The organism is Clostridium sp., assembly GCF_051278035.1.
Classification (GTDB): domain Bacteria; phylum Bacillota; class Clostridia; order Clostridiales; family Clostridiaceae; genus Clostridium_AD.
Genome location: NZ_JBNMNU010000095.1, coordinates 1 through 16,352, shown reverse-complemented (window position 1 = coordinate 16,352; position 16,352 = coordinate 1). Strand labels below are relative to the sequence as shown.

The following is a 16,352-nucleotide window of genomic DNA, read 5'->3' as shown; positions in this document are numbered from 1 at the left end:
ATAGGAGCAGGATGGGCTGCAAGATGTCTTCACAGAGGAATAGATGTTTATGCTACTGATCCTGGCCCTGATTCAGAATCACTTTTAATGGAAGTTATAAACAATGCCCAATATGCGCTAGAAAGAGTTGTGCAGGTTCCAGAGGAAAAACAGGGAAAGCTTATATTCACAAAGAATCTAAAAGAAGCTGTTGAGAATGCTGATTATATTCAGGAAAGTGCTCCTGAAGTTGAAAATATAAAAATTGCCATATTAAACGATATTGATAAATATGCTCGTCCTGATGCATTAATTGGTACAAGTACATCTGGTCTTCTTCCCTCAAAGCTTCAAGCTGAAATGACGCATCCTGAACGACTAATAGTAGCTCACCCTTTTAACCCAGTGTATATTCTTCCTTTAGTGGAAGTTTGTGGTGGCAAAAAAACTTCGGGTGAAGCAATTGAAAATGCTATGGAATTTCATAAAATAGTAGGGATGAAACCTCTACATGTGAGAAATGAAATTGATGGATTTATAGCAGATCGTCTTTTGGAGGCAGTATGGAGAGAAATTCTGCATCTTGTGAATGATGATATTGCAACTACAAAGGAAATTGACGATGCTATAATTTATGGAGCTGGACTAAGATGGGCGGTTATGGGAACTAATATGACATACTACCTTGCAGGTGGAAAGCAAGGCATGAAACACTTTATGGAACAGTTTGGACCTGCCCTAAAATTGCCATGGACGCACATGGAAGCGCCAGAACTTACTGATGAACTTATAGACAAAATGGTGGTAGGTACGGCCGAGCAAGGAGAAGGAAAGGATTTAAGAGAACTAGAAACATTACGAGACAATTGCTTAGTTTCAATAATGGAAGCTTTAGCAGTTTATGACCAAAGTGCTGGACATGTTCTTTCAGAAGATAGAAAAACTCAAAAGGAACGTCTGGGACTTGATACATAAGAAAATGTATACATATAACATGGAATATATAATTGCTTTAGATGCATTGACAATTTAATTAAGTGGATAGATTTTACTTTATAATTTCATATTAACAAGAATTGCGACAGGTTTCGCTAAAATTTGACTCTTGGTTAGCTACATGATATATTTATTAAGTAACAACTTGCATTGCAAGAATAGGTTGTTTGTTTTTATTTAACATCTGTAATATAACCATCTGTAATTTTTAAAATTTAAAAATTATTCAGGTAAAAAGGGGATGTTCAGGAACAATTCAATTTGTGATAGAAAGGTGGAAAATTTTGATACAGTTAAAAAAAATTAATAAGATTTATGATGATGGATTTCAAGCTTTAAAAGATATAGATCTTACATTTGAAGAAGGAAAAATTAATGTATTGATTGGGCCAAGTGGTTGCGGTAAAACAACTACAATGAAATTACTAAACAGATTGACAGATTTTACTGATGGCGAGATTTTAATAGATGGCAAAGACATTAAACAAATCAATCCAATTGAACTTAGACGTAAAATGGGATATGTCATCCAAAATGTTGGATTATTCCCACACATGAACATTTACGAAAATGTAGCTACTGTACCTAAACTATTAAAATGGGATAAAAAGCGAATAAAACAAAGAGTCGATGAATTACTAAACATGGTAAATCTTGATCCGAAAAGTTTTCGAGACCGTTACCCTTCTAAATTAAGCGGCGGTCAAAAACAACGAATTGGTGTTATACGTGCACTTGCTGCAGAACCATTTACGGTTCTTATGGATGAGCCTTTTAGTGCGCTAGACCCAATTACGAGGGAACAACTACAAGATGAACTCATTCGTCTTCAACGAGAGATTAATATAACGATTATTTTTGTAACACATGATATGGATGAGGCAATTAAAATAGCCGATCAAATTATTTTAATGAAAGATGGACATATCGTTCAAAAGGGCTCACCTAGTGAAATATTAGCGAATCCGGCTAATGATTTTGTCGAAGAATTTATTGGGGTGGAACGACTAGAAAACGCTAAACCGTTGCCACCATTAAGTGAATTTATCAAAGTAGAGTACCCCTCGGTTTCATATAAACATACTGTAGCGGAAGCTATTGAGATTATGATTAGTAATAATGTAGCGGAAATTCCTGTAATAAATAGGAAAAGAAAATATGTAGGAATAATAAGTATTTATGTTGCATTAGAAAGCAAAACGGCTAAATTAAAGGAGTTAACAAATATTTCTGATAAACCATTATTAGAAAATATGGATATAAATATGGTTATGCAACAAATAACCAAAATGAAGACATCTATAATACCGATTATTTCTGAATCGGAGGACTTAGTTGGAGTATTAGACCAAAATCAATTATTTAAGGCGCTACAGCAAAGTTATGAGAATAAGACAGGTGGTGTATAAATGGAATTCATCTTAGATTACCTTAGCTTTTTGGGGGAAAAATATGAAGCTATTTTAGGGTATACCTACGAACATTTGATTATATCTTTTGTGGTTATTGTTTTATCTGTAGTGGTGACAGTACCGCTTGCCATATATATGACAAAAATAAAGAACATTAAGGTTGTAAATTTTATTTTTAACATAGCCAATTTTTTTCAAACAATACCAACCATCGCATTATTAGCAATTATGATTCCTATTTTGGGAATAGGCTTTAAGCCTGCAGTTGCAGCATTATTCTTATATGCTCTTTTGCCATTATTACGTAACACTTATACTGGGGTGCAATCAATTGATCCAAGTATCATAGATGCTGCTAAAGGAATGGGATTTAATACGTATCAAAGAATGTTTAAAATTGAATTGCCAGTAGCTCTACCTTATATTATGTCTGGAATTCGTATAACTGCTATTTACGTTATTAGTTGGACCACACTTGCAGCTCTTGTTGGTGCTGGTGGATTAGGTGATTTGATAATAGCTGGTATTGGTTATAACGATAAATTTATGATTTTCACAGGAACACTATTAGCTATTGTTATTGCATTACTAATAGATTTAATTTTAGGGAAAATAGAAAAAGGAATTTCTGAAAACTAATAATTATATAAAAAAAGGAGAATTATGACTATGAAAAAAATATTAATTGCTAGTTTACTAGCTATAATGACATTTACACTTGCAGGATGTAGTAGTAACAAATCTGCAGAGGGTGGGCATGTATTTGAGTTTGGAGCACAAGAGTATACGGACCCTAAAATTATGGGCCAGATTGTGAAGCAATTAGTTGAAGACCAAACGATTCATGAAGTGAATATAACAGAAGATATTCCAGCTAGTCCTCAAGTAATCGCATCACTTGACAGAAAAGATTTCGATATTGCTACCTTATATTCAGGAGAAGTATATAATAATCATTTTGATGAAGATAAAGTAGAATTTTCAACAGACCCACAAAAAACAATTGATCAAGCACAAGATTTATTTAGGGAAAAATATAATTTTAAATGGTATGATTCCATTGGATTTAATAATCAATATAGTATTGCTATCACAAAAGATTTTGCAGAAAAAAATAAGATAAGTACTATGACGGATTTAGGAAAGTATGCAGATAAACTAACATTAGGAACAGAAAGTACTTGGGTTGAACGTCCAAATGATGGATATAAAGCTTATCAAGAGACATATGGTTATAAATTTGGAGATGTAAGCGGGATGGCAATGGCATTAATGTATAAAGGTATTGCAAACGGTGAGTTAGATGTTGTTACAGCATATTCAGTTGACCCACAAATTTTAGATTATGATTTGACACTGTTAAAAGATGATAAGGCGTTCTTCGCACCATATGATGCATCTTTAGTTGCTAGAAATGAAGTGCTAGAGAAGTATCCAGAAGTTGGTGAAATTCTTGACTCTATCGTTGGATTTATTAGCACTGACGAAATGACGGTTTTAATGCGTGAAGTAAATATTAAAGGGCGTAGCACAGAAGAGGTTGCTAAAGAGTTTTTACAAAAAGAGAATCTTATAAAGTAGAAAAAAGGGGATTAATATGGATTTCATTATTGAACTAGGTCAGTATATGATAGAAAATAGTACTGAATTATTTTTTCTAACAATTGAGCAGTTATTAATGGTAGCTTACGGTATTGGGCTAGCACTTATTATTGGGATACCATTAGGCATTGTTGCTGCAAAATATGAAAAACTTGCATCATTCATAATTTCCTTAACAAGCATACTTCAATTAATCCCGAGTTTAGCCATGTTAGCTATATTAATGCTTTATTTTGGATTAGGATTTGAAACAATGGTAATAGGAATATTCTTATACTCGTTATTACCAATAGTTAGAAATACCTATGTTGGGATAAAAGAAGTAGATGCGAGTATTATAGAAGCAGGGAAAGGGTCTGGTATGACGCCACTACAACTATTAACTATAGTGCAATTTCCTTTATCTATACCTTTTATAATGGCTGGGTTACGAGTTGCTTGTGTTGTGGCAGTTGCAGTTGCATGTTTAGGGCCATATGTTGGAGCTGGTGGGTTAGGGAAAGAAATTATGTCTGGGATTAGTCTGCAATTAGACGTTAAAATATATGCTGGTGCAATTCCAGCAACAATACTCGCTATTCTTTCTGATACAATATTAGGAAAGTTCGAGAAAAAAAGAAAAACAGCAAATACCGTAACATAGAGATATAAATAAAAAGATGAGGAGTGCTATTATATTAGTTTTACAAAATGCAAGAGCACTTGAGGAACTTACACCAGACTTTAAAGACGATTTCGAGTAATTCCACATAGATATTAACTTTCATTAGATAAATTAAAAGAACCGCTAATAGAAAGGGGATATATATATATTAAAAGGGAATTCATTTAGTGAATTCCCTTTTATTTAGTTGAAAATTGCCTGTAATCCCTTACACAGATTGGAAGTGAAAAGGACAATCTATGTTGCTTCATTTTTAATAGTTAGTTTAGATTCTATTGAATTTCCAATTAATCTAAAAAAGCCGGAAGATCTGCTCTTACTTAATATTCCGTGTATGAGTAGGGTGGTAAATCCAACAGCAATTAGTAAGCTCATCTACATCTCCAATACCAGAAATTGCAATATTAAAAGCTTCATACTCGGCTTTACCACAAGATATCAAGTCGTTATATTTGTCCATAAGATTTGCTAATAATTCTTCCTTAAGTTCTCTTGCCCTATTAGTTTGTGGTGAATCCTCAAAGAGTTCATATAATCTTTCCCGAAATCGTTTATACATCTTTATTACCCCCATAAAATACTATTAAAGACGCCTTTTCTAATCTTCTAAATGCAGAATGTATATATTTATTTGAGGTAAGGGTGGTTTCTCTTATCTAAAAATTACATTCCCACTTGTAATTGTCAGAACAATTAACCGATTATTTATAATATTAATTAATAATAGCTATTGACAAAACTAGCGAAGAAAAGTATACTGAAGTTACACAAAGAAGAAAGTTTTCAATTCAGAGTGTAAGGTTAAATATTAAAAGAACATTGTAAAAATCTTAAAAAAGAAAGGGTGTGGCCCAAAAATTAAAAATATTAAAAAAACATTTATTAAAATAAGAAATGAGGTGGTTACACCAGGAAAGTTACTTTAAAATGTTTTGTATAGTTTGGGAAATTAGTTACAAACTGCTGAAGCAGCATAGACATGAATCTTAATTCATAGGTAGTGGAAGAAATATCGATTAGGCCTATAAAAGATACTTTTATCCATTGCTAACAATAAAAATTTAAAGTTACCCGTACCCATTAAACCTTAAGAGTTTAATATCAACAATATTAGAATTACATTGAGCGGGAAATTGTTAGGAGAGTATTATTGAAAGAAGAATTTATTAGGAAATAGAAGCTAAACTCATCGGAATTTGTATATGGGGAATTAGCTTCTATTTTTTCGTGCGTTGATTATGGTTTGAAAATGAAAGAAGTTGGAATGGATGAAAATATTATTTTAAATGTAACGATGTTCTGCTTGATAAAGTTCATGGTCTATAATATCGACACCATTAGGGGTACCCCGATATGGTACTTTTTTATTTGCTTTTTTCTGATAAAGAAGTCCCTTTAACTAAAAATGTTCTAGTTTTAGACACTGAAGGTTTAGTGGACATAGGGTCATTTTCTTTCCTATCAAGATAATTAACAACAATATTTCCATTTTGAATTTTGATGCTTTGCGGATTAATTCTATCTCCAAGTAATATAGTATTTGTTCCAATATACTTACCTTCTTTTGTAGATATATTAGCTGCTATATAATAGAAGCTACCACTGCCACCACCATTTTGAATTAAAATTAAAGCTGCGTCATTGATTTTATCACCATTTAAATCTCCTACAATAGGTTGTTTCCAACCAGTTGTAATAAGTTTTGATGCCGAACCAGGTATAATTTCCATTATTGATTTTCCATTTGCTAATTTTATTAAATTATTTTCAATATTATAAGTAGCATTTAAAGGATTTAAAATAGCTTTATTTACAGTTTGAGTCTTTGTAGCAGTTGTAGTTAGAGTAACCTTTTGAGTTTTATCAGAGGCTTCATTATTCTTGACAGTCTGGTTATCATTAATATTTTGACTTTGTTCCACTGATTTACTTGATGGTATAGAAGTAAGCGCTTCATTTTTTTTACTATCACAACCTACCAATCCTATAATACATATAACTGATAAAAAAATACTAATTGATTTATTCATGTTAATCACTCCTCGTAATTTTTTTATATACTTATGATCATTTTTGCCCTTAAGCATAATTTATTAAATATAGTTTTCAAACAGCTGTGTATTTGTCATTTCATTATATCCTTCTGCCTATTAGACTATCGAGCATTAAAAAAAAATTTCGGATCTTAATGCTTCAACAGGGTCTTTCTTCGCTGCCATTTTCGCAGGAATGGAACCACCAAGTGGGGTGTTTTTGCCTATCCCCCCCCGAAAAGGTATATTAGCATATTAACTTCTTTCTTTTTCATTTAACCAGTGGTATAAAAGTTTGCCCGTACTCAAGTCAATTATAAGATTTAATTATTTCGTAAATATTATGATTTATTACCTTTATATTAATTTATTTATAGGTTTTATCACAAATTGAATGTTTAATTTAACATTCCAATCTATTCTAATCATATTTTATAATATAATCATTTCGTAAGAAGAATGATGTTATATCTATACATTTATAGTACTACTTATTTTAATTTTAGAGGTTACAGAAGTATTACGATTTCATTACATAGCAACTGAGACTACAGTTATAAACAAAGTAAAAGATGCCACTTGCTACGTGGGTGGCACCTGTTTCTGTTAATTTATTAGCAAGCATAAACTGTTTCCAGTTTATGCTATGACATCGGAGGGAGTTACATAAACTGGAAGTTTACGTTTCTAGTAAGATGTGCAACTTGATAAAGTTCATGGTCTATAATATCGACACCATTCGGGTTACCTTTAGGGGTCTTTGCGATGCCTTGACTGAGCTTGCTATCAACTCCACCAGCTCTCAATCTTTGGCGATAGTGTCAGACCCCCAAGTCCCATTTTTTTGTGGTTTTTTTTGTTTAGAATTTATTGGGTGGTAGTCGTGTTGACGACTTGCTTATTTTGGAGTAGACTTTTATGTGATGATTTAGGATATGATACGGTGAATCGTATCTATGGAGAACCAAAATAAAATGGCTGACGTTTATAATATAAAAAATATAACTGAAAAAGAGGTATAAATTATGATAAAACCAATTATAAAAGATATGTTGTTTTTAGGACAAAAATCAGAAGATGCAACTAAAAATGATATAATAGTAATTGATGATTTAGTAGATACATTAAGAGCAAACTTAGAGTATTGTGTTGGATTGGCTGGGAACATGATTGGAGTAAAAAAGCGTATATTGGTATTTACTGTAGGCAAACTTATTGTACCTATGATAAATCCAGTTATATTAAAGAAAGAAAAGCTTTATGAAACAGAAGAGAGTTGTTTATCTTTAATTGGCTTTAGAAAAACAAAGAGATACGAAATGATAGAGGTGGAGTATCTTGATAGAAATCTTAAGAAGCAAAAACGAGTATTTACTGGATTTACAGCACAAATAATTCAACATGAAATGGATCATTTTAAAGGTATAATAATCTAATTGAATAATTAAAACAGTACTTACAATAAGAAAAGGTAATTCCAAAAAAGTATTAAAAATAAGCCAAGAGGTGATGAATTAGTAGTCCAATATATGCGTAAAGAATACAATAAGGCTACATTTCTTTAGGATAATAAAAATATTATTTTAAATATTGAGTTTTTACAGTTCAAAGCTATTGGTCATAATCAAAAAAAACATTGGAGGATATAGTAAAATTATGAATATTAAAAAAACAATTTCCGCACTTAAGAAAAATAATTATGAGGTGAGCTTCTTTAAAAACGCCGAAGATGCGACACAGTATTTAAATAGTAGCCTTAATGACGAATATATAGGTTTTGGCGATTCTGAAACAATGATTCATATGAACCTTTTTGATAGGCTTTCCTCACACAACAAGGTTGTTGATCCTAAGCATTGTGCACCAAAGGGATTTTTAGATACTGCCGTAGAGTGTCTGACTACAGATATTTTTTTAACATCAGTCAACGCGCTGTCAGAAACAGGAGAGCTGGTTAATATTGATGCCACAGGTAATCGTGTAGCTGGTTCACTGTTCGGTCACAAGAAGGTGTATTTTGTTGTCAGCACAAATAAAATCGAACCTATGCTTGAAGATGCTATTTGGCGTGCTCGTAACATTGCTGCACCTAGTAATGCTAAACGATTAGGCTTAAGAACGCCATGCGCAGTAAAAGGAGATCGCTGTTATAATTGTTCCAGTCCAGATCGTATCTGCAATGGTCTTTTAATTCACTATAAAAAGATGAATAACATCGATATGGAAATCGTATTGATAGATGAAAAGCTTGGATTTTAATGGTAACGCAGTGGACAAATTCTGTTTGCTAATCGGAGTAGCATTGTTTGGGTTTGGAATAGTAAATGGAAAGATAATAAATGTGGCAAGCATAGGGACAGTATTTTTAATTGCTGCAGTAACTATGTTTTTGGCAGTAACTATAGGGGCTGTAGTAGTAAAAAGAATCAATAATAATAGTGATATTTGTGGAGTTTTGAGCGAAAATTTAAATTAGTGAAAAGGTGTCTTAAACTTGGATATAAAATTATTAGCTCTTTGGGAAGAATTTAGTATACCACTTAGAAAATTTATAAGTAAACGCATCTCAAATCAACAAAACGCTGAAGATATTTTGCAAGAAGTATTTTTAAAAATTAATAGTAATATAGAAGCATTAAAAGATAAACAGAAATTACAGTCTTGGATATATAGTATTGCAAGAAATACTATTATAGATTTTTACAGGAAAAATTCTATACTGGAAATTGAACTACCAGACGATTTGATAAATATGGAAATATCATCGATTACAAACATAAAACAAAAGGACACAAATCTTGTTAATATAATTAACAAGCATTTGCATCCTTTTTTCTTTTTACACGTCTTTATATATGAAGAGTAAATAAGTGGAGGTTAATTAAATGAATAAAATGAATAAAATGAATAATAATGAAGAAATTAGAGGACACATTAGAAAAAATTATGCTAATATAGCACTTAAAGGTGCAAAGGGTGGCGGTTGTGGTTGTGCGCCAGGTTGTTGTAATGATAACGAAACGGATATCAAAGGGAATTCTATTAATATAGGTTATTCCGAGGAAGATCTATTAAATATACCCGTTGATGCAAATATGAGCCTTGGTTGTGGTAACCCTATAGCCATTGCAGCATTAAGTGAACTTGAAACTGTTCTTGATTTAGGCAGTGGAGGAGGGTTTGATTGCTTTTTCGCAAGAAGGAAAGTGGGAGAAACAGGGTATGTAATTGGCGTTGACATGCCACCGGAAATGATAAAACTATCAAGAAGTAATCTGCAAAAAAGTGGATATACTAATATGGAATTTAGGTTAGGCGAAATCGAAAATTTACCTGTTGCAGATGCAACTATAGATGTAATTATTTCAAATTGTGTAATTAATTTATCGTTAGATAAACAAAGAGTTTTTAAAGAAGCATTTAGGGTTCTAAAGACTGGTGGAAGATTGTCTATTTCAGATGTTGTGGCAACTGCTGAATTGCCAGAGCAGGTGAAAAATGATCTAAGCATGATGGCGGGGTGTATTGCAGGAGCTGAATATATTGGAAATATACGGGCAATGCTTCAAAACGTTGGGTTTATTAATATTAAGATGATACCTAAGGATAATAGTAAAGAGATTCTTAGTTCATGGGTCCCAGGTAAAAATGTTGAGGATTTTGTGGCATCTTATATTATTGAAGCAAAAAAGAAATAACGTAAACCTCTTCAAAGATGGTGGCATAAAAATCTAGCATTATAAAAAATGCTGAACTTTTTGCTTTAGCTTAATATATAGCATCTGAAAATTTTGAAATAATACATCTGCCATCTTAATGGAATCACCATAGCCTATTCCTATATTTAATATGTAGGGAGTATTAGTACATACATTTGTGAGTAAATCAATTTTTGTTAAATTTTTTGTCTCAATTTCAAGATCAGAGCTACTGCACATAAGTATAAAATCAACATTACTAATCTTAATTAAGGTACTATTTAACTTTTGAGCAAAGATAGCAATATTTTCTGTTACCTTGTTTAAATCTAGGACCTCCTGAAGAACTGAATTATTATAAATATAAAATTCGTTACGAGGACTTAAATGTATCCTTATCGTTACAATTTTATTTGTGTTGAACATAACTCACAGAGACCCTTTTGATAATTTTTCAAGTGTTCTTCTGCAACTTTCTTTACAAAATGACTGGAAGATGAATCTACATAAACTGTCTGGACGTTCAACTCATTAATTGATATATCAATAGATTTATATGCTCTCATTATAGAATCATAATCAAGAGTATCAACGCTTACCTGTTTTATATCAACACCAAAATGATAGGATGCTTTAAGAAGACTATGTATAAAGCTAATGAAGGATACTCTTTTGGCTTTGTCAAAGGGAGAGGCTGCTCAGGTACTGAGAACAAGCATGAGACTTGAAGAAAGAAATATTTTAGGAGCAATGCCCTCTTCAATAAGTTCAAAAAACATTGTTGGAGCGAAGATTTTAACAATCTTTCCAAATAACTTTAATAAGGGATTACCTTCTCATCAAGGCTTAGTGATAGTTTTTGAAACTGAAACAGGTTCACTTAAAGCAATTGTTGAGGGGGAGGCAATTAGGTTAGTGAGAAATATAGAGTATGTTACAGTTTGGGATATAAATTTGGAATCAGCTGAGAAATATTCGAAGGAGATAAGCGAAAGGTTTAAAATACCTGTTAGAGTTTGCAAAACTTTAGAGGAAGCTGTAAGGGAGGCAGACATTATATGCACAGTCACAGCTGCAAAGGAGCCAATCATGTTTGGAAGGCATGTTAAAAAAGGAGCACATATAAATGCTGTTGGTGCCTGTACTCGTGATTGTAGAGAACTTGATACTATGCTTGTCAAAAATTCTAAATTCTAAATTCTATTCAGATAGCATTGAATTAACAATAAATGAGTCAGGGGATTACATCATACCTTTTGAGGAAGGAATTATTAAAAGGGAACACATAGTAGGGGAGATAGGAGAAATTATACGTGGAAGAATCAAGGGAAGAGAAAATAAAGATGAGGTAACAGTTTTTGAAGCACTAGGGCTTGCTGTAGAAGATTTAGCAGCAGCGGATTTTATTATAAATAAGGAGGCAATTTGAATGAGTGAGAATATATATAACTTTGGGTTGACAAAAGAAGAAGAGAAGAGAGCAACGGAGCTTCACTATGAAAATATAGTTATCGATATGCTTTTTCAAGGACCAATAGGTACATATTCACTGTCAGAAGAAATTGAGGAGGAAACAGAGAGATTGGCAGTGGAAGCATGTCCAGATAGTATGATTGATAGAGTTATCTATGCACAAGAGCTTATAAGAAGGTGGTTTTTAGATGGTAAGTTGAAGCACATCTATAAGGACTGCTGGTATGAGAGCGGATTAACTGCAGGAAATAGAGAGCTTACGGTTAGCAGTAAAATGGAGCTTTATTCATCTGCAATAAACCTGCAGGAGGAATTTGATAAAAAGTCTTGGCTTATTAAAGTTAAAAATGCAAGTGATATTGAGTATGCTCACAAGAATACTTTAAAAGCAGGAATAATAACATGTCAGGAAACTATCGGTTTTGAAAAGGATTTAGATCTTATTGAACAGATGTATAATTTTGGGCTTAGAGTTGTTCAGCTTACGTATAATAATCATAATTATATTGGGGCAGGATGTATGGAAGAAAATAATGCAGGATTATCAACTTTTGGTATAAAGTTTGTAGAAAAGCTAAACGAACTTGGAATTGCGGTGGATACAGGTCACTGCGGCAAGCAAACAACTTTAGATGCATGTAAATATTCAAGAAAGCCTGTAATCGCATCACATGCAGCAGTGGAAAAGGTGTTCTTTCATTCAAGGGCAAAATCAGACGAAGAAATCCTTGCAATAGCTAAGACCGGCGGTGTTGTTGGAATTTTTGCAATGCCTTGGTTCATAGCACAAAATCCTGAAGATACCACCATAGAGCATTTTCTTGATCATATTGACTATGTTGTAAAGCTTGCAGCTGTTGACCATGTGGGAATAGGAACTGACTGGCCTATGCCCCAAACTAAATGGATGGCAGTAGATTTTAAAAAGCTTATTGCAGTAAATATGGGTTTTAAGCCTGGAGATGGTCCTTCAACAGAATTTGTAAAAGGTATGAAAGATTATCGTTCATTTATTAATATTACAAGAGGACTTATGGCAAGAGGCTATAAGGATGAAGATATTATAAAAATTATCGGTGGTAATTGGATGAGAGTATTTAAAGAAGTCTGGAGATAACAAGTTCAAAAGGGTTTATTAGTAACGCACATATCTCTTTGGGAGAAAACACTTCTATGAATTGATAGTTTTAATGTTGAAGTTGGTTTTCTATAGATACAAAGTTGAGAATTAATGGTAAATATATTATATGCTTTATTATGAAAGGAGATATTTATGGAGAATTATTTATTTGATCAAAAATTTAATCTTTACCATGGTGGTGTTCTTATAGGTAAGATTGTATTCAAGGAAAAAGGCGTTGAAGTCTTACCGGTTGATCCTAAAACACGTGTGCAATTAAAAGAGATTTCGTTAAAAGATGCAGAATACTTTCATTCATTAATGCCTTTACAAGCATTGCATCAAGAATTGGCAGGTTATACATCAAACCAATGGCGTGAAGATAGGGTGACACTGCCAAATGGAATTCCTTATAATAGGTATAGAGCATTAACAGGAAATGTGAATAACTAATTTTCTGGACCTCGGAGGTGCTAGAGGGGAACGAAGGAACCCTCTTGCTACAGATTGGAAGTGAAACGGACAAGATGTGTTGCTATAAAGGAACTTGGGAATTAATGTAGAATTATGTTCTTTGTTATGTACTTATAGCTAAAATACCTATTTTTGAGGGTACTTAAATAATTAAAAGAGTGCATTTATGGATGATTTGAGACAATCAAATATGAACAATAGTAGCAACAAAAACTATTTCAGCTTTTGACAATGATTAATACAATAAAAAATTTGTACATATTTACAGAAATGTTATTCTATGTAGAGGGGATTGGAAATTAATGTAGAAGTATAATTTATGGAGCTTAAATAAAATGTTAATGAGAAAGTAAAAAAGTATAAGCAGCATAATTAATTTAGGTGGTGATGCTCTATTGGTTAGCTGGATGGTTTTTCACATATCCAATGACAATGAAATTTATAAAGTACTAAAATCTTATTATAATGACGAAAAAACAATTGTTAAATTATCTAATACTACAATATTAGAAGTTGTGATTTTTTATGAAGTATTAGACCGTAAACTCCAAAAGTTAATAAATATTGAATTTAATAGATGTCAGATAGATTCAGCAGCTAACATAATTGATAGAAATGATTCTAGCGCCTTAAAAAACTTTCTGAATTATAATTCTTGCACTGCTGATGAACTATCGTTACATGAAAAAATCCCTATACCAAGAGCATATACAATTCCGACTGAAAAAGAAAAACAAGTACTCTATGACTTCTTAGAAAAGAAATATCCTTTAATTTGGAATGGCTGCTCATACATTACTGAATCCCATATAAACAAACTAAATGATTTATTAGACAAATATAAAGCGTTGGTTAAAGAAGCATATCTAAAAAAGATTTAGTTATTAGATATATATTGTCTAATTCAATAGGACAGATTCAAGTAAGTATATGCGTACAGGTTTTACTTTCTACTTATTCAATTGATTTTCTATATTTGATTATTTTAATCCTATTATTATACAAGAATCCACATAAAATCATACTGCAAAGGAGGATGTACAATGACTTATTCACCAGCATTATCATCGGCTTTCAATGATACAAAGAATCGAAGTAATAAACTTTCGTCTCAATCAGGAATGTGTTCTCTGTGCACAGAGGAATGTACAACGACCTGCGAGCTCGGATTGGCTGCAGTTCTGGGTATGCGCACCGTATACGCTACCACCACTGGAACAAACCAAGTCGGTTCAGAAAAGGACTATCCTTTAGACTATTCAAATTTCAATATCAACGGACTAGTTTTTGGAGCTGAAGGCGTTAACCCTACATATGAGGAAGTAAATATTTCTAATGTCAATCTGGAGCAGGAATTCGGAAAATTAAATAAGGTAAAGCTTGCAATACCGGTGATTCTCCCAGCACTAATCAAGCTCAATTGGGAAGATTATTTTGCCGGAGCGGCAATGGCCGGCGTTTGTTGCGTTATCGGTGAAGATGCAAGAAACAAAGACTCCGAGCTCAAGATAGAAAACGGAAAGATAACAAATTTCCCATGGCTAAAAGAAATCCTTGAATCCTTCAACAAATACTATCGAGGCTATGGACAGATAATTGTACAGTGCAATGTCGAAGACAATATGCTCGGGCTCCCCGAGTATGCTATAAAAGAACAGGGAGCCGAGGCGATAGAGATAAAATTCGGGCAGGGAGCCAAAGGAACCCAACCGATTGTACGCCTTAATAATATGGAAGACGCTATCAAAAAGCAGGAAACAGGAAATCTTGTTCATCCCGATCCAAGCGACAAAGAGGTTATTAAAGCCTACAGAGAAGGCATATGCCCAAACTTCTATGTACATGCAAGGCTACCACTTTGGACAGAAGAATATCTAGTGCCAAGAGTTGCAGAACTCCGTAAAATGGGGGCAAAGAACATATACTTTAAAATGGCCGGTTACGATCCAATAGATCTTGAAAAATCCATACGCCTGGGCAGCAAGGCAGGGGTTGACATGATAACCTTTGATGGAGCTGGCGGCGGAAGTGGCTACAGCCCATGCAAGATGATAAACGAATGGGCATATCCCACAGTCATTATGGAAGAAGCAATCTTTACCATCGTCAAGAAGCTTAAAAAGGAAGGGGTCTGGATTCCTGCAATAACTATAACAGGAGGGTTTGCTTCTGAAGATCAGGGTTTCAAGGCTCTCTCTTATGGAGATGGAAACATTACAGCGATAGGCATCTGCCGTGCGGCAATGGCTGCTGCGATGAGCAGTAAAAAGATAGGCGAAATGATAAACAAAGGCAATGTTCCAAAAATTTTCAGCAAATACGGCTCTACAGTAGAAGAAATTTTCGGCGACCTCGCAGATTTACGCGCGCTATACGGCAAGGAAGCAAACAATTTTTCTCCTGGAGCAATTGGTGTATACTCTTATCTAAACAAGATTGCTTTTGGTGTAAAGCATTTCGCAGCACTCAATAGGAAATTCGATATAAGCTATTTAGACAGAACCGATTTGATTCCATTAACCAGGGATGCAAAAGATTTGGATAGTGTTAACTAACCTATGAAAAAATTAGATTAAAAATTTTCGGATTTAAACTGTACATTGAAAAGTGAAAATATACCTCAAAGGAATGAAACATTAGTTTTGTTATCAACAAAACTTTGGGATTTTTTCTTGGTAAGTAAAAAAGTGCAGCAAAAATAAACCTTTAAGATTGTTCCTTTTTTTCAGAACACCGAAGGTGAAAGTAATTCGATTATAACAAAAAATAAATCGTAAATTCAGCTGTCAACTTGCTTTTCCAATATAAGTTGTTGTGACAGTTCAATTAACTTTTGCCATTTCCCTGGCATAGTAGAAATTTTTTCAAGCTCAGGGATAGAATTTAATGGGCCCCAATAGG

General features: G+C 33.1%; 19 protein-coding genes. 16 read left to right on the top strand and 3 right to left on the bottom strand.

Going from position 1 to position 16,352, the window contains the following annotated elements:
- From ACJAX4_RS14380 to ACJAX4_RS14360, 5 genes are all read left to right on the top strand, one after another.
- Nucleotides 1-954, top strand: a 954-nt coding sequence (locus ACJAX4_RS14380; RefSeq protein ID WP_435790145.1) for a 3-hydroxyacyl-CoA dehydrogenase NAD-binding domain-containing protein, incomplete at its 5' end; no start/stop codon positions are given.
- 305 nt (nt 955-1,259) lie between these two features.
- On the top strand, nt 1,260-2,384 hold the full coding sequence (locus ACJAX4_RS14375; protein ID WP_435790144.1) for a betaine/proline/choline family ABC transporter ATP-binding protein: 1,125 nt from the start codon (nt 1,260-1,262) through the stop codon (nt 2,382-2,384).
- Entirely contained in the window at nt 2,385-3,026 is a 642-nt protein-coding gene (locus ACJAX4_RS14370) for an ABC transporter permease (RefSeq protein WP_435790143.1), read from the top strand.
- Nucleotides 3,027-3,056: 30 nt separating this feature from the next.
- Nucleotides 3,057-3,968 carry a glycine betaine ABC transporter substrate-binding protein gene (locus tag ACJAX4_RS14365; protein WP_435790142.1) on the top strand — a complete coding sequence of 304 codons (912 nt, stop codon included), beginning with the start codon at nt 3,057-3,059 and terminating at the stop codon, nt 3,966-3,968.
- Nucleotides 3,969-3,984: 16 nt separating this feature from the next.
- Nucleotides 3,985-4,632: an ABC transporter permease gene (locus tag ACJAX4_RS14360; protein WP_435790141.1), complete on the top strand. Its 648-nt coding sequence runs from the start codon at nt 3,985-3,987 to the stop codon at nt 4,630-4,632.
- A gap of 337 nt (nt 4,633-4,969) precedes the next feature.
- Here ACJAX4_RS14360 and ACJAX4_RS14355 read toward each other — a convergent pair whose 3' ends face one another.
- Together ACJAX4_RS14355 and ACJAX4_RS14350 are read right to left on the bottom strand one after the other, a co-directional pair.
- Nucleotides 4,970-5,212 carry a permease prefix domain 1-containing protein gene (locus tag ACJAX4_RS14355; protein WP_435790140.1) on the bottom strand — a complete coding sequence of 81 codons (243 nt, stop codon included), beginning with the start codon at nt 5,210-5,212 and terminating at the stop codon, nt 4,970-4,972.
- 805 nt (nt 5,213-6,017) lie between these two features.
- Entirely contained in the window at nt 6,018-6,683 is a 666-nt protein-coding gene (locus ACJAX4_RS14350; RefSeq protein WP_435790139.1) for a hypothetical protein, read from the bottom strand.
- A 1,028-nt stretch (nt 6,684-7,711) separates the two neighbouring features.
- On the opposite strand from ACJAX4_RS14350, the gene ACJAX4_RS14345 reads away from it, so the two are divergent.
- The 5 genes from ACJAX4_RS14345 to arsM all read left to right on the top strand — a co-directional run bounded on the left by ACJAX4_RS14345 (nt 7,712) and on the right by arsM (nt 10,384).
- Nucleotides 7,712-8,122, top strand: coding sequence for a peptide deformylase (locus ACJAX4_RS14345; RefSeq protein ID WP_435790138.1), 411 nt, complete (start codon nt 7,712-7,714; stop codon nt 8,120-8,122).
- Between the two features lie 220 nt (nt 8,123-8,342).
- Nucleotides 8,343-8,945, top strand: a complete 603-nt coding sequence (locus tag ACJAX4_RS14340; RefSeq protein WP_435790137.1) for a lactate utilization protein — start codon at nt 8,343-8,345, stop codon at nt 8,943-8,945.
- Nucleotides 8,935-9,162, top strand: a complete 228-nt coding sequence (locus tag ACJAX4_RS14335; protein ID WP_435790136.1) for a hypothetical protein — start codon at nt 8,935-8,937, stop codon at nt 9,160-9,162. The genes ACJAX4_RS14340 and ACJAX4_RS14335 overlap by 11 nt, the downstream gene beginning before the upstream one ends.
- Before the next feature lie 18 nt (nt 9,163-9,180).
- Nucleotides 9,181-9,552, top strand: a complete 372-nt coding sequence (locus tag ACJAX4_RS14330; RefSeq protein ID WP_435790135.1) for a sigma-70 family RNA polymerase sigma factor — start codon at nt 9,181-9,183, stop codon at nt 9,550-9,552.
- Between the two features lie 19 nt (nt 9,553-9,571).
- Nucleotides 9,572-10,384 (top strand): arsenite methyltransferase, encoded by an 813-nt coding sequence (arsM, locus tag ACJAX4_RS14325; RefSeq protein ID WP_435790134.1) that lies wholly within the window; start codon nt 9,572-9,574, stop codon nt 10,382-10,384.
- 39 nt (nt 10,385-10,423) lie between these two features.
- On the opposite strand, the gene ACJAX4_RS14320 is transcribed toward arsM, so the two are convergent.
- Nucleotides 10,424-10,810, bottom strand: a complete 387-nt coding sequence (locus ACJAX4_RS14320; RefSeq protein ID WP_435790133.1) for a hypothetical protein — start codon at nt 10,808-10,810, stop codon at nt 10,424-10,426.
- 246 nt (nt 10,811-11,056) lie between these two features.
- Here ACJAX4_RS14320 and ACJAX4_RS14315 point away from each other — a divergent pair, with 246 nt between their 5' ends.
- The 6 genes from ACJAX4_RS14315 to ACJAX4_RS14290 all read left to right on the top strand — a co-directional run bounded on the left by ACJAX4_RS14315 (nt 11,057) and on the right by ACJAX4_RS14290 (nt 16,006).
- Entirely contained in the window at nt 11,057-11,581 is a 525-nt protein-coding gene (locus tag ACJAX4_RS14315) for an ornithine cyclodeaminase family protein (RefSeq protein WP_435790132.1), read from the top strand.
- Nucleotides 11,559-11,813, top strand: coding sequence for an ornithine cyclodeaminase (locus ACJAX4_RS14310; RefSeq protein WP_435790131.1), 255 nt, complete (start codon nt 11,559-11,561; stop codon nt 11,811-11,813). The genes ACJAX4_RS14315 and ACJAX4_RS14310 overlap by 23 nt, the downstream gene beginning before the upstream one ends.
- Nucleotides 11,814-12,974 (top strand): dipeptidase, encoded by a 1,161-nt coding sequence (locus ACJAX4_RS14305; RefSeq protein WP_435790130.1) that lies wholly within the window; start codon nt 11,814-11,816, stop codon nt 12,972-12,974. It begins immediately after the preceding gene.
- Nucleotides 12,975-13,130: 156 nt separating this feature from the next.
- Entirely contained in the window at nt 13,131-13,430 is a 300-nt protein-coding gene (locus ACJAX4_RS14300) for a hypothetical protein (RefSeq protein WP_435790129.1), read from the top strand.
- Between the two features lie 416 nt (nt 13,431-13,846).
- Entirely contained in the window at nt 13,847-14,332 is a 486-nt protein-coding gene (locus ACJAX4_RS14295; protein ID WP_435790128.1) for a hypothetical protein, read from the top strand.
- Nucleotides 14,333-14,494: 162 nt separating this feature from the next.
- Entirely contained in the window at nt 14,495-16,006 is a 1,512-nt protein-coding gene (locus ACJAX4_RS14290; RefSeq protein ID WP_435790127.1) for a glutamate synthase-related protein, read from the top strand.
- Nucleotides 16,007-16,352 lie beyond the last annotated feature (346 nt).